Below are 14333 nucleotides of genomic sequence, written 5' to 3' on the forward strand. Positions count from 1 at the left end.
GATAAATTTTTCTACTTTTAAAGCGTAGGTATTTAATTTTGTTCAATTACTTAACATGTATTAGGTAATCATAGTCAAGTTAAACGTACTGGCTATATACCAAGGCTAAACAACAATACTGCAATTGAACCCATATTGTTTTTTTTGCTACATTTATTAAATTAATATCTGTATTAATTACAAATTTTACTAAGAGTTAATTATCTATGACAACGACACTAAATACCATTATTCTTGCGGCGGGTAAAGGTACTCGTATGCAATCTGCAAAACCTAAAGTTTTACAAACCTTGGCCGATAAGCCCTTACTGGCACACGTTTTAGACACTTGTCAAAGTCTTAATGTTGATAAGACTATTGTGGTCTATGGATTTTGTGGCGATCAAGTAAAACAAGCTATGGCTGCCTATGAGTTAACTTGGGTTGAGCAAAAGGAGCAACTGGGTACCGGTCATGCTGTGAAAGTGGCTCTATCAGAGTTACCTACTGAAGGTAAAAGCTTGATTCTATATGGTGACGTGCCTTTAGTCAGTGACAAAACCTTAATGCGATTAAAAGAAGCAAATGCCCAAGGTATGTCTATGCTAACTTTAACCGTAGACAATCCTTTTGGTTTAGGCCGTATCAAACGTGATGACAATGGCAATATTACAGCTATCGTTGAACAAAAAGATGCCAGTCAAGCAGAGCAGGCTATCTGTGAGATCAATAGTGGTATTTATTGTGTAGACAACGCTTTATTGCATAAATACTTGCCAAATTTGTCAAACGATAATGCCCAAAAAGAGTATTATTTAACCGATATCGTCAAGATGGCGGTTGCCGATGGTATTGTCATTACCGCTATTGAACCTGATTATGAGTTTGAGATTGAAGGGGTAAATAACCGTCAACAATTGGCCAGTCTTGAACGTAGCCTACAAGCCAAGTTGGTAGAAGATTTACAAGTTCAAGGGGTGCAATTCGCTGACCCTAATCGTGTTGATATACGGGGTGAAGTTACTGTTGGTCAGGATGTCTTTATCGACATCAATGTGGTTCTTAAAGGATGGGTAAGTTTAGGCAGTAATGTGACCATTGAAGCTGGCTGTATAATTAAAGACTCCACGATTGGGGATAACGTGCATGTTAAACCTTATTGTGTCTTTGATGAGGCGCAAGTAGGGCATGAGACCACTATTGGGCCCTTTGCTCATTTACGTCCTAAAGCTGTATTGGCCAATAACACGCGGATTGGTAACTTTGTAGAGATTAAGAAGTCACATATTGGTGAAGGTAGTAAGATCAATCATTTAAGCTATGTTGGTGATGCTCAGATTGGTTCAGACGTGAACTTTGGAGCAGGGGCTATTACTTGTAACTATGATGGGATAAATAAGCATGCCACCGTGATAGGGGATAATGCTTTTATTGGCACCAATGTCTCTTTAGTTGCACCGGTTAATATAGGACATACAGCCACTATTGGGGCAGGTTCTGTGATTACAAAAGATGTTGAAGATAAAGCATTGGCCATTGGCCGTGGTCGCCAGGTTCAAAAAGATAACTATCAGCGACCTGTTAAGAATAAATAATAAGTAATAATAATTTAATGGGCTATCATTATTAAATAAGCTAAGCTGTATTTGAATTAGATATAGCCTAATAATTAATAAATCATATTGATGAGTATCTAGCAGACCAAAGCGTATGGGCTTTGCTAAAATATCTTATCTGTACAATGTTTTGAGGAAGCTTTATGTGTGGAATAGTGGGCGCGGTTGCAGAGCGTAATATATCAAATGTATTATTAGAAGGTTTAAAACGTTTAGAGTATAGAGGTTACGATTCAGCAGGTTTAACTGTTATCCGTGACGGTGAGTTACATCGTGAGCGTCAAGTCGGCAAAGTTCAAGCGTTAGTCGATGCTGTAGAAAACAACGCTCAAAACTTCAAAGGCAATATCGGTATTGCCCATACTCGCTGGGCCACTCATGGCGAGCCAGCTCAACATAATGCCCACCCACACGTATCAGGTAAAGTGGCTGTGGTGCATAACGGTATTGTTGAAAATTATGGTCCATTAAAAGAAGCGTTAATGCAAAAAGGCTATAGCTTCACTTCTGAAACAGACACTGAAGTGGTTGCACATTTAGTAGCTGAAGCCTATAAAGAAACCGATAATTTATTTAAAGCGGTTGAAAAAGTTGTGCCTTTATTGCACGGCGCTTTTGCTTTAGGTGTGGTACATGTAGACAATCCTGAAGAGCTGATCACAGTGCGCTTAGGATCTCCATTGGTAATTGGTGTGGGTATTGGCGAGAACTTCATAGCTTCAGATCAACTGGCTTTATTGCCTGTTACCAACCGCTTTATATATTTAAATGAAGGTGATATTGCGGTTATTAAGCGAGATAGCATTCAAGTATTTGCTGATGGTCAGCCCGTAGAACGTAGCATTAATGAGTTAGATGCAAAACACCATACTGCTGATAAAGGTGAATTTAAGCACTATATGCTCAAGGAAATCTATGAGCAACCTGATGCAGTAGCGCGTACTGTAGAAATGGGTGCAGATGTTAATGATTTAAAAGCCGAATTCTTACATCGTCATGAACAGGCGTTAGCTGGTGTACGTAACATTCAAGTATTGGCATGTGGGACTAGTTATCATGCCGGCATGGTAGCCAAGTATTGGTTTGAAAATCTAACTCGTCTCCCTTGTTGTGTGGAAGTGGCCAGTGAGTTTCGTTATCGAAATCCGGTAGTAGTAGATGACACGTTGATTGTTTGTCTATCTCAATCTGGTGAGACTGCAGATACTTTATCAGCTTTACGTGAAACCCAGCGCCGAGCTCAAGCTGGCGAAATTAATGGTTTAGTTACTTTAAGTGTGTGTAACGTAGCCACTTCATCATTAGTGCGTGAAACCGATATTTTTATACCTACACTAGCAGGTGTCGAGATTGGCGTCGCTTCTACCAAAGCTTTTACCACTCAGTTGGCGGCATTAATGCTATTGGTGTTAAAAATAGGAAAAGTACAACAACGCATTAAGCCAGAGCAGCTCGCTGAGCTTGTGACCGAGATGCATAACTTGAAAGGTCAGTTGGATAAAAGCTTGGCTTTAGATCAAGATATTGAGCAAATGAGTCAGAAGTTTGAAGACAAGAAGAGTACTATATTTTTAGGCCGCGGGGTTCAATATCCTATCGCTTTAGAAGGCGCTTTGAAGCTAAAAGAGATTTCTTATATTCATGCCGAAGGCTATGCTGCAGGCGAGCTAAAACATGGTCCATTGGCTCTAGTGGACAAGGACATGCCCATCGTGGTGCTTGCGCCTAAAGATAGTATGTTAGATAAGCTAAAAGCCAACATGCAAGAAGTACATGCACGTCATGGAGAGCTGTTTGTTTTTGCCAGTGAGTCAAGTGAATTGGTAAGCGATGATCGACTACATATTATAAATGTGCCTGATGTGAATGAACATTTGGCACCTATCGTTTATAGCATTCCTGTGCAGTTTTTATCATACCATGTGGCTGTGATACGAGGAACAGATGTCGATCAACCTCGTAATCTTGCTAAGAGCGTTACGGTCGAATAGATGAATTTTGACAGTTATTTTGGTCTCAGCGAACAACCATAATTCATTGAAAGTTTAAGACCATGCTTAACAAACATAAAACCCTGCTAGAATTAATATAATTTTAGCAGGGTTATTTATGTACAGTACTTTAAAACTAGATGCAGTCTATTAAATCATTAAATATATAAAATTTAACGAATCATTCATTCTAGGGCGTGTCCCTATTTGGATTATGAGGCTAAAAATGAGATAGATTTTTGTCAAACACGAATAATTTCGAAGATAATATAGGCATATTAGCTAGAAATTAGACACAGTTTGGCGAAAATATAGCCATTTTTAGACCATAACTTATTTAATTTGCAAATAGGGACACGCCCTAATATTAATGTAAAGAGTTAATAGTTAAAAAAAGCCATATTGACTTTATTTTAAGTCAATATGGCTTTTTTGGAAAAAATTGGCAATTTTAAAAGCAAAACATTATTGCATCATTGAGCCAATTTTCTTAGCAACTTCTAAGTGCATAGCTACTGCAGCACGAGTTTCTGCTAGGAAGCTACGAAGTTCAGGGTTCACAGCACTAGGCATTAGCTGACTATCAATGGTTTTTAACACCTTATCATGTACCATGATTTGACTCATAATATAGGCTTTATCAGCAGGTGAAGCTGTCTGATTAAGTTGATTGACGATGTTGTTACTGTCCATTTGTAAAGCATTGCTAGTAGTGCTAACTTGAGGTGCGATTTTTAATTTATTGGCCAAAGCTTGTCCTTTTGCTTCATTCTCAGTATGTTTTTCAATCATACCTTGTGCAAAACTTTTAGCTTGAGCACTTTGTAATTTTGGCATAGCAACATTTGCTTGCATGATCTCGCCATTGTTCGCAGTGCTTAGCACTTTCATGATTTGAGCATCAGTAAGCGCAGCAACTTTATTATGATCTTGCTTCATTCCTGGATGAGCAGTTACATGAGACATTGGAGTACTTTGACAAGCAGTCAACCCTAATACGCTACTTAATGCCACACAGCTAAATAAAGTTTTAGTTAATGTTTTCATAAGTTAATCCTAAAGTTATCTATTACAACAAGAGTAAATTTTATAGTGATAAAAATAACCCAATCTATCTAAAATTAACTCAATATAAAATTAATCAAGTAGTTGGAACATTAGTCATTCTATATTAACTTTGGGAGTGTATAATGTGGCGGTTATGTTGTAGTTATAGGGCATGAGTATTACAAAAGTAAAATTTATTCATTAATTGTATTCATCATTTTACTTATATAACCTTTTATAATTTTAAGTTCAAAAATAATTTTTTAATTTGAATATTTATAGCATTTCTTTATTTTAAACCTTTATAAAGAAAGTAACAGCCCACAACCGTAAGTAGTATGGCAAAGCATCTTTTGAGCCTGGCTGGGGATAAAATGTGAGCAACTTTTGCTCCAAGTTTGGCGGTAAAGAAGCTCATAACACTAATACCTAAAAACGCATAAATATGTATGAAGCCAATAGTATTAGGCACATCGATTTGTTTTTGCATACCAAAAAACATAAATCCTAAAGCGCCCGCAATGGCAATAGGTAGACCACAAGCAGCAGAAGTGCCTACCGCTTTTTGCATGACTACGCCATAGCGAGTCAAATAAGGCACAGTTAAGCTACCTCCTCCGATACCAAAGATGGCTGAGGCAATACCAATCACCCCACCTGCTACCATTTGCTTAGGTGTTGAAGGCAGTAAGGCTGGCGTAGTATTTAAACTAGTAGCGTTGGTAGCATTAGTTGCTGGCTTTTTATCACCAAAAAACATCTTATATGCCACCCAAAGCAAAAATATACCAACGATTATCTGAAGGTGTAGCCCAGATATCTGTCCTGCCAATCCTGCGCCCAAAAAGCAGCCTATGGCCATGCCTGGCGCTAAGTTTTTGAACACCGGCCACATCACAGAGCCCTTTTTATTATGTGCCATAAGCGAGCTTATTGAGGTAACTATTATAGTGGCAAGCGAAGTTCCCAATGCTAAATGCATAATGGTATCAGGGTCGAAGCCCATTTGGGTAAATACGATAAACAGTAGTGGCACAATGATGGTACCACCGCCCACACCAAATAGCCCTGCTGCAAATCCTGCCAGAGCACCAATGATTAAAAATATGATTAATTCCACAGGGTTGTTTCTTCTCAGTTAAAAGATGGATGGGATGGGTAATATTTAAATAATCGTTTTACTTAAAATTCATCTTATTTATGGATGGTTATATTTATAGTAGGTTATAAGTAAAATAGCTACCGTCACTTATTATTTATAACTAGATATAATTATTGGTTTATGAAATCGCCATATCAGCCACATGGCCTAATTGATGGTAGGAGCGATTAAAATAAACCAAGCTTTGCTCAGTAGCATCTTGAAAGTCAGGAAGCTTAATATCAACTACTCTGCACAAAAAAACACTGTGCGTTCCTACCTTTTGAATCTGCTCAATCTCACAATCAAAGCTAACTAAGGCGTCTTTTAATACTGGCGCTCCAGTAGTAAGCTTAGTCCATTGACCTTGCTTAAAACGCTCAGTCTGAGTAAGTCTTGAAGCAAAAGCATTAGAGATAGATTCATGATGTGCGCCTAACACATTAACACTTAGGATTTTATTTTCAATAAAATGGGCGTGTGAGCGTGAGGCTTGATTCATACAAACCAACAAGGTCGGGGGTGTATCGGTAACGCTGCACACCGCAGACGCCGTAAACCCATGCATGCCAGAGTTGCCATTAGTAGTAACAATATTGACCGCAGTGGTTAACAAAGACATAGCATCTCTAAAGTCAGTGGCTTCAATCATTACTTCAATCCTAAATTCAAAAAAACGAGGGCAACAACAGATGAGCCGCTTTAAATATATTTACCGCTTAAGCACTCAACTCATCACGAACGATTTGAGCGCCAGCACTCAATGCTTTAAGCTTACCTCGAGCAACTTGGCGAGACAAAGGAGTCATGCCACAGTTGGTCGAAGGATACAGCTTATCCGCATCTACAAATTGCAATGCTTTGCGTAATGTATTGGCGACTTCCTCTGGCGTCTCAACGGTATCGGTAGCTACGTCAATAGCACCAACCATAACTTTTTTGCCACGGATTAATTCAATTAAATCCATGGGTACCTTTGAGTTTTGACATTCAAGCGACACAATATCAATCTTTGACTGTTGCAGCTTAGGGAAGGCCTTTTCATACTGACGCCATTCCGAGCCCAAGGTTTTTTTCCAATCATTATTGGCCTTGATGCCATAACCATAGCAAATATGTACGGCAGTTTCACACTGTAAGCCTTCTATGGCTCGCTCTAAAGTAGCAATACCCCAGTCATTCACTTCATCAAAAAAGACATTAAAGGCAGGTTCATCAAACTGGATGATATCAACCCCAGCTGCTTCTAATTCTCGTGCCTCTTGGTTTAAAATTTTGGCGAATTCCCAAGCTAATTTTTCGCGGCTTTTATAATGATCATCATATAAGGTATCAATCATAGTCATGGGGCCAGGAAGCGCCCACTTAATTGGCTGATCAGTTTGTTGACGTAAAAACTTGGCATCTTCCACAAAGACAGGCTTTTGGCGGCTCACGGCACCTACTACCGAAGGCACACTGGCCTCATAACGATTGCGAATCTTTACCGTCTCACGCTTCTTAAAATCTACCCCATCAAGATGTTCAATAAAGGTTGTCACAAAATGCTGACGGGTCTGCTCGCCATCACTGACAATATCGATGCCAGCGATCACTTGCTCTTGTAAGGACACCCGTAGCGCATCTTGTTTGGCTTCATTTAATTGATCTCCTTCTAATAGCCAAGGTGACCATAGCTTTTCAGGTTCTGCTATCCAAGAAGGTTTGGGTAAGCTGCCAGCGGTTGAAGTTGGTAATAATAGGGCCATGTAAATTGTCTTCTGTATATTGGTATTTATATATTGAATTAAGGTTCAAAATCTAAGCTTAAAAGCTCGATGCTTCATACGCATTGTGTATCTAGTTTAGCTGAATTAACTAAGCAACATTCTTGTGAGGCTTATTGGCTTCAGCAGGGTAGGCCACTTCATAACTTACAGCCCACTCATTAAGAAGGTCTTGATACGGTTTGATGAATTGCTCTTCGGTAAACTTGCCCTGTTTTACGGCCAATTGACTGCGCTCTTCACGGTCATATACTATCTGAGTTAGCGAATAATCTTGGTAGTTTAGACTAGGCTGATAAACCGCACCGGCTGCTGAGTTGGCGTTATAAATCTCAGGGCGATAAATCTTTTGGAAGGTTTCCATGGTGCTAATGGCACTGATTAATTCAAGGTCAGTGTAATCGGCCAGTAAGTCACCTGAGAAATAAAAGGCCAACGGCGCTACGCTACCTTTAGGCTTAAAATAACGAACTCTCAAGCCCATTTTGTGAAAATAGTCATCAGTAAGTGAATACTCATCTTGTCTGTATTCAACGCCTAATACCGGATGCTGATTGGTAGTGCGGTGATAAGTTTTACTGGTTGACACGCTTAAGCAAATAACAGGTTGCTTATTAAAGTTGGCTTTATAGGCGTCTGAGTTTAATAAATGCTGAAACAGTTTGCCATGCAATACACCGAAGCTTGCAGGGGGCGGTGTATTTGGATTCTTATCAAAATGATCTAGCAATACCACGCTAAAGTCATAATCACGCACATAAGAGGAGAAGCTATTTCCAACAATACCCTCAATGCGTCTATTTTCTTGATGATCTACGATTGTGGTTTGTAGTATTTCGATTGCGGGAAAAGTATTGCCCTTACCATCAACATCTAAGTTGGCAGACACAATATCTACTTCAACAGAATAGCGATCAGCGTTTGGATTATCCCAGCTTGCCAAGGCATTAAAACGATTATTAATCATGGTCAGCGTTTTGCGTAGGTTTTCCTGACGGCTCTCACCGCGAGCTAAATTTGCAAAGTTAGTTGTCAGACGGGTGCTATTAGCAGGCTTATAGTTTTCGTCAAAACGGATTTTTGAAATTGAATAAGTTAACTTTTTACTCATGATAGTTGCTACCGTAATAGTTCAAGATGAAGCCAAATTTTTGTATGACGTCATTAAACCATGAACAATACATGAATAAAAACGATTTAAATTTAAATAAAGCTGAATTATATTCATGATTGGTAATTTGTCTTAAGCTAAGGATTGCTAACAAATCCTATTCAAAGCTTTTTGACAAATAGACATTTTATACTTATCAGATAATTAGCTATACAAGGGCAGGGTTGTTATAAGAATATAAAGATGAAGCAAAAAAAAGACCGACCTTTAAGGACGATCTTCTATAAATAGGGCTATTATAACTTATCATTGATTCTGAATTTACTGAGGCTAGTCTTTAGTTAACCTTTGTTTTTGGCACTGCTTTGAAATGTGAAACTTGGTTGCCGTTAATAACCACCAGTATTGGAGTATCGTTGGCGCCTTGGCTCAAAGTATATTTACCTACTACTGATGATAATGCTGCGGCATCAAACTTAGCTTCTGCATCTGGACAAGCCATCATGGTACTCATAACAGTGCCTAATTTCACTTCTCCATTTACAACGCTATAAGGCGCTGAAAGATAGTTACAAGTATTGATAAGGTTAACAACATTGGTGCCTTCAATAGTATTAAAGTTTAATGTTAAAGGTTTGCTAGCATTAGACAGTAGCGCATCTATTTTCTTACCCTCAGGAGTTCTAGCATCTACTAACTGCCAATTATTGGCTTGTAGTGCGGTTTGAGTAATTGGATAAGTTGTTATGGTATTGGAAGCTTGCGCGGGCGTTTGAGACATAGCTGTTGTACTTTGACAACCAGTAATAAGTGCACCGAATGCTAGAGTGCTAGACATCATCATTACGTTTATAGTTTTCATATATTCCTCTTAATAGTATTAATCTTAACCAGTTGTATTATTGATATAATACTTTAAAATCAGATATCTAAATTGCTTAAAGGTTATGTTTTATGAAATTTATAGTACTATAAATATTATCGAACTATAAATTATTATTGCATAAGTAAAAAAGCATACCATTTAGACTGATAATTATAAGGCTATAAATAAAATTTGATTGCTTACCTATAACACGATATTGATGTATATTTCAAATTATAGAAGGCTCAATTTTTGCATCGAGTAGCGTATAATAAGCCAGAATTAAGACATTACCAGTAGTAAGCCATTTTTTCGACCCAAATACTTACCTTTGAGCTATAAACATTAGCGCAACGGATTCGATTATCGGCCTATGCTAAATTATAAAAAAATTACAACACTTTTTTGAATCATCTTTTTGTTTGTCCATTAACTAAAATTCACTAATAGAGATAGGAATAATTATGAGCTATCAGCAACAGTTACAACGCATTAAAAATGATATAGGCTTTATCGCAGCGTTAGACCAAAGTGGGGGCAGTACTCCTAAAGCGCTACGCATGTATGGCGTAGAGGAAAGTGAATATACAAACAATGACGAAATGTTCGCCAAAGTACATGAGATGCGTACTCGTATTATGACTTGTGATACTTTTGATAATAAGCGTGTGCTAGGTGCAATATTGTTCGAAGATACTATGGATCGCGAAGTTAATGGTAAGCCAACCGCTAACTATTTATGGGAAGATAAAAATATTGTACCTTTTCTAAAAGTAGATAAAGGCTTGGCAGACGAGATGGATGGCGTTCAAGTTATGAAGCCTATGATAGATCTTGATACTCTGTTAGATAAAGCAAAAAACTACCCAATTTTTGGTACTAAAATGCGCTCTGTCATCCACAAAGCGACTCAAGATGGCATCGAAAAAGTTGTGCAGCAACAATTTGATGTAGCCAAGCAAATATTATCAAAAGGCCTTATGCCTATTGTTGAGCCAGAAGTTAATATTGAAAGCGAAGAAAAAGCACAATGTGAAATACTTTTAAAAGATGAGATCCTACGTAACCTTGAATATTTAGATGATGATCATCAAGTGATGCTTAAGCTTACGCTTCCAGAAGAGCCAGGCTTTTATAGTGACTTAGTGAACCATCCAAAAGTGCTTAAAGTAGTAGCGTTATCAGGTGGCTATAGTCGTGATGAATCTTGTGAGCGCCTAGCACAGAACCCAGGTATGATTGCTAGCTTCTCACGTGCCTTTACCGAAGGTTTATCAAAGTCTCAATCAGATGAAGAGTTCGCTGCTACTATCGATAGCTCAATCGATAAAATTTATAATGCTTCAAAAGTATAAAATGTTTTTAAAGTATAAGAAACTTATTTAGATTTAGTGCTAAGTCCAAGGCTGCTTTATAAATCTTATTCATTACGTTCCATTAAAAAAGCTTGAATACCATATTGACCACGGTATTCAAGCTTTTTGGTTTAAAAAGTTAAGCTAACTTGGGTTAATTAAAAATTTAGTCTCAAACACAATCGAAGCACCCTGATCATCGTAATTATCACGCCACTCACGACTATCATTTATATTGAGGTCAGACGTAATTGAATTGGGGTTACCCCTAAGTTACTCAGCTTATACCTCTTTATAAAGCTTACGCCCCTCAGCATTATACTTTTCAGTCATCTCAGCCATACCTTTTTGCACTTCATCAAAGCTCGCTGCTCCCACTTGACCCACAAGCTCGGTATCCACCTCTTTAATTAGATGAATATCATCTTTTAGCTCACCTGAACTCGGTGTTACTGATAAATTAGCGTTCGATACATCTAAACCGGCTGCATATTCACGCACATTTTGAGTGATCTTCATTGAGCAAAACTTAGGCCCACACATTGAGCAAAAGTGGGCAGACTTATGCGCATCTTTTGGAAGTGTCTCATCATGATATTCACGAGCCGTATCAGGATCTAGGGCTAAATTAAACTGATCATCCCAGCGAAACTCAAAGCGTGCTTTAGACAAGGCATTGTCACGCGCCTGCGCCCCTGGATGACCCTTGGCCAAATCGGCGGCATGAGCAGCAATCTTATAAGTGATAATGCCATCTTTAACATCTTTTTTATTGGGCAAACCCAAATGCTCTTTTGGAGTCACATAGCATAGCATTGCTGTACCATACCAACCGATCATTGCCGCGCCAATGGCACTGGTAATATGGTCATAACCGGGTGCAATATCTGTTGTTAATGGACCTAGGGTATAGAAAGGGGCTTCATGGCATATATCAAGCTGTAGATCCATATTCTCTTTAATACGGTTCATGGCAACATGACCTGGGCCTTCAATCATTACTTGGACATCATGTTTCCAAGCGACTTGAGTCAGCTCACCTAACGTACGCAGCTCCCCAAACTGTGCATCATCATTAGCATCTTGAATACAGCCAGGACGCAGACCATCGCCTAAGCTAAATGCCACGTCATACTGCTTCATAATCTCACAAATGTCTTCAAAATGAGTATATAAGAAGCTCTCTTTATGATGTGCCAAGCACCACTGAGCCATGATTGAACCCCCACGCGACACTATACCAGTCAATCGATTGGCGGTTAATGGCACATACCGCAGCAAAACCCCTGCATGAATAGTAAAGTAATCCACACCCTGTTCTGCTTGCTCAATCAATGTATCGCGGAAGATCTCCCATGTTAAGTCTTCAGCGACGCCATCAACTTTTTCTAATGCTTGATAAATAGGCACAGTACCAATAGGTACGGGGGAATTGCGCAAGATCCATTCACGTGTTTCATGAATGTTTTTACCGGTAGATAAATCCATAATGGTATCGGCGCCCCAACGGGTTGCCCAAGTCATTTTCGATACTTCTTCGTCAATGCTTGAACCTAGTGCTGAGTTACCAATATTGGCATTAATCTTAACTAGGAAATTACGGCCGATGATCATCGGCTCAGATTCTGGGTGGTTGATATTATTGGGAATAATGGCACGGCCAGCAGCCACTTCATCACGTACAAATTCAGGAGTAATGATTTTGGGGGTATTGGCACCAAAGGTCTCGCCAGCATATTGACGCATATCCGTCAGCTCATGCTGCTTTTGGGTTTCACGTATAGCAATGTATTCCATTTCAGGCGTAATAATGCCTTGTCGAGCATAGTGCATCTGGGTAACATTATGGCCAGATTTTGCTCGGCGCGGTTTATCAATATGATCAAATCGAATATTGGCAGTAGTAATGTCACGAGCACGCTCTTTACCATAATTGCTTGATAAGCCATCTAAAACTTGCGTATCACCACGCTCTTCGATCCACTTTTCACGTAGTTTTGGTAAGCCCTTGGTTAAGTCAATATCTACGTTAGGATCGGTATATACCCCTGAAGTGTCATAGACATAAAAAGGAGGATTCTTCTCGCCATTTTCGAGTCCAAAGCCACCTGTAGGCGTGTCAGTTAAAGTAATTTCACGCATAGGTACTTGGATATCTGGGCGAGAACCTTGGATATAGACTTTTTTGGAAGCAGGAAGGTTGCGGGTAAGGTCACGCGCTTCTTCAGTAAAGCGTTCGTCGGCTGAATTACGATGTGCTGGCGTCTTAACTTTATTGTCAAAGCTTTGGGTTGGTGAGTTACTCATTTAATTGTCCTTATTTTATCTAAATGGCTTAAAGCTGTTTTGGTTTTAGTCGTTGTAGTTGTGAAGACTATAAACCTTATATAAATAAAGACTCAGTGAGTGCACGCCCTGTCTTGTTAGACAGCCCTTACCTTGTGATAGCTACAGTTCATTTATTACTATGTTGCCTAAGCGCTAAGTTATGCGAGCTATTAATCTTCAACGTATTAAACAACAATATATTAAAAGCACATTATATATAACACGATATAAAGTTTTTTTAGTCCAAATGATCTTGTCTTCGTCATAATAACTAAGATCATAATCATAAGAACCTCTAAATAGCTTAATAGCTTGTTTCAAATAATCTGAAACCTTATTTAGTAACATTGATAATAATATTGCTAGTGACATCGATAACAGCATAGCTTTTATGGAGAAGCTAAGGCTATTAGTAGGTCTATAAAAGGTATAGGGGAGTTGCAATGACTTTCCTACGGCGGTATTAACCGCATCAGGTTCAACGGGTGATTTCTCAGCAAACGCTTGAATATGACTACTTAAATTGATATAGAAGGCATTAAAGTTATCTTATACAAGGTCTGCACCCCGAGTCTTAATGTTGTTTAGTATGTAATACTATTCAATATACGTCTATCTTATCAAACTTTAGAACCAATAACAGTGGGCAATTAAATTTAAAGTTGTAATGATTAACCCTCACCATGAATGCTTTACTCAATAAAAAACGCCAACTTCTGGCAGTTGGCGTTGATGGTATGTTGATAAGTAGTTAAATGAACCATTATCAACTTATAAAATTAAGCTATAAGGTTAAGATTGACGTTATTGACCTCTACGTAACACTTCCACAGTAACTTTACAAAGGTTGCAGCTAATCAGCTGATTGGCTTTTTTAGATAGGTCAATAACTCGGCCTGGCTTGAAAGGACCACGGTCATTGATTTTAACAACTACGGATTTATTGTTATGTAAGTTAGTAACTTTAACTTTAGACCCAAAAGGTAACGATTTATGGGCTGCAGTCATGGCATACATATTGTATATAGCTCCAGATGCTGTTGTTTTACCATGGAACCCTGGACCGTACCAAGAGGCCATTCCTGCATTGGCCGGTGATGTCAACGCTGTCGTCAACAACAAAGTAAATGGTAA

Annotated in this window: 11 protein-coding genes and 1 riboswitch; of the genes, 3 read left to right on the top strand and 8 right to left on the bottom strand. The window is 38.7% G+C overall.

Going from position 1 to position 14333, the window contains the following annotated elements; all coding sequences use genetic code 11:
• Window positions 1-206 precede the first annotated feature (206 nt).
• Window positions 207-1574 carry a bifunctional UDP-N-acetylglucosamine diphosphorylase/glucosamine-1-phosphate N-acetyltransferase GlmU gene (gene glmU, locus QZ265_RS05810; protein ID WP_296404302.1) on the top strand — a complete coding sequence of 456 codons (1368 nt, stop codon included), beginning with the start codon at window positions 207-209 and terminating at the stop codon, window positions 1572-1574.
• 164 nt (window positions 1575-1738) lie between these two features.
• Window positions 1739-3586: a glutamine--fructose-6-phosphate transaminase (isomerizing) gene (glmS, locus tag QZ265_RS05815; protein WP_296404304.1), complete on the top strand. Its 1848-nt coding sequence runs from the start codon at window positions 1739-1741 to the stop codon at window positions 3584-3586.
• Window positions 3587-4051: 465 nt separating this feature from the next.
• Here glmS and QZ265_RS05820 read toward each other — a convergent pair whose 3' ends face one another.
• The 6 genes from QZ265_RS05820 to QZ265_RS05845 all read right to left on the bottom strand — a co-directional run bounded on the left by QZ265_RS05820 (window position 4052) and on the right by QZ265_RS05845 (window position 9513).
• Window positions 4052-4633: a DUF4142 domain-containing protein gene (locus tag QZ265_RS05820; protein ID WP_296404306.1), complete on the bottom strand. Its 582-nt coding sequence runs from the start codon at window positions 4631-4633 to the stop codon at window positions 4052-4054.
• Between the two features lie 289 nt (window positions 4634-4922).
• Window positions 4923-5753 (bottom strand): sulfite exporter TauE/SafE family protein, encoded by an 831-nt coding sequence (locus tag QZ265_RS05825; RefSeq protein WP_296404308.1) that lies wholly within the window; start codon window positions 5751-5753, stop codon window positions 4923-4925.
• A gap of 160 nt (window positions 5754-5913) precedes the next feature.
• Window positions 5914-6426, bottom strand: a complete 513-nt coding sequence (locus tag QZ265_RS05830) for a flavin reductase (protein ID WP_296404309.1) — start codon at window positions 6424-6426, stop codon at window positions 5914-5916.
• A 67-nt stretch (window positions 6427-6493) separates the two neighbouring features.
• Window positions 6494-7522 (bottom strand): methionine synthase, encoded by a 1029-nt coding sequence (locus tag QZ265_RS05835; RefSeq protein ID WP_296404311.1) that lies wholly within the window; start codon window positions 7520-7522, stop codon window positions 6494-6496.
• A 109-nt stretch (window positions 7523-7631) separates the two neighbouring features.
• Window positions 7632-8651 carry a DUF1852 domain-containing protein gene (locus tag QZ265_RS05840; RefSeq protein WP_296404312.1) on the bottom strand — a complete coding sequence of 340 codons (1020 nt, stop codon included), beginning with the start codon at window positions 8649-8651 and terminating at the stop codon, window positions 7632-7634.
• 337 nt (window positions 8652-8988) lie between these two features.
• Entirely contained in the window at window positions 8989-9513 is a 525-nt protein-coding gene (locus QZ265_RS05845; protein ID WP_296404314.1) for an META domain-containing protein, read from the bottom strand.
• 467 nt (window positions 9514-9980) lie between these two features.
• Here QZ265_RS05845 and QZ265_RS05850 point away from each other — a divergent pair, with 467 nt between their 5' ends.
• The gene (locus QZ265_RS05850) at window positions 9981-10871 is read left to right on the top strand and encodes a fructose bisphosphate aldolase (protein ID WP_296404317.1); all 891 of its coding nucleotides are present in this window, start codon (window positions 9981-9983) and stop codon (window positions 10869-10871) included.
• Between the two features lie 282 nt (window positions 10872-11153).
• On the opposite strand, the gene thiC is transcribed toward QZ265_RS05850, so the two are convergent.
• A complete protein-coding gene (gene thiC, locus QZ265_RS05855; protein WP_296404319.1) occupies window positions 11154-13178 on the bottom strand; it encodes a phosphomethylpyrimidine synthase ThiC in 2025 nt (674 codons plus the stop codon).
• 453 nt (window positions 13179-13631) lie between these two features.
• Window positions 13632-13779, bottom strand: a riboswitch (TPP riboswitch).
• Window positions 13780-14003: 224 nt separating this feature from the next.
• Window positions 14004-14333, bottom strand: a 330-nt coding sequence (locus QZ265_RS05860; protein WP_296404321.1) for a septal ring lytic transglycosylase RlpA family protein, incomplete at its 5' end; no start/stop codon positions are given.

This window comes from Psychrobacter sp. (assembly GCF_018260395.1).
GTDB lineage: Bacteria > Pseudomonadota > Gammaproteobacteria > Pseudomonadales > Moraxellaceae > Psychrobacter.

Coding starts and splice junctions, on each gene's coding strand:
- glmU (WP_296404302.1), top strand. CDS start 207: ATGACAACGACACTAAATACCATTATTCTTGCGGCGGGTAAAGGTACT.
- glmS (WP_296404304.1), top strand. CDS start 1,739: ATGTGTGGAATAGTGGGCGCGGTTGCAGAGCGTAATATATCAAATGTA.
- QZ265_RS05820 (WP_296404306.1), bottom strand. CDS start 4,633: ATGAAAACATTAACTAAAACTTTATTTAGCTGTGTGGCATTAAGTAGC.
- QZ265_RS05830 (WP_296404309.1), bottom strand. CDS start 6,426: ATGATTGAAGCCACTGACTTTAGAGATGCTATGTCTTTGTTAACCACT.
- QZ265_RS05835 (WP_296404311.1), bottom strand. CDS start 7,522: ATGGCCCTATTATTACCAACTTCAACCGCTGGCAGCTTACCCAAACCT.
- QZ265_RS05840 (WP_296404312.1), bottom strand. CDS start 8,651: ATGAGTAAAAAGTTAACTTATTCAATTTCAAAAATCCGTTTTGACGAA.
- QZ265_RS05845 (WP_296404314.1), bottom strand. CDS start 9,513: ATGAAAACTATAAACGTAATGATGATGTCTAGCACTCTAGCATTCGGT.
- QZ265_RS05850 (WP_296404317.1), top strand. CDS start 9,981: ATGAGCTATCAGCAACAGTTACAACGCATTAAAAATGATATAGGCTTT.
- thiC (WP_296404319.1), bottom strand. CDS start 13,178: ATGAGTAACTCACCAACCCAAAGCTTTGACAATAAAGTTAAGACGCCA.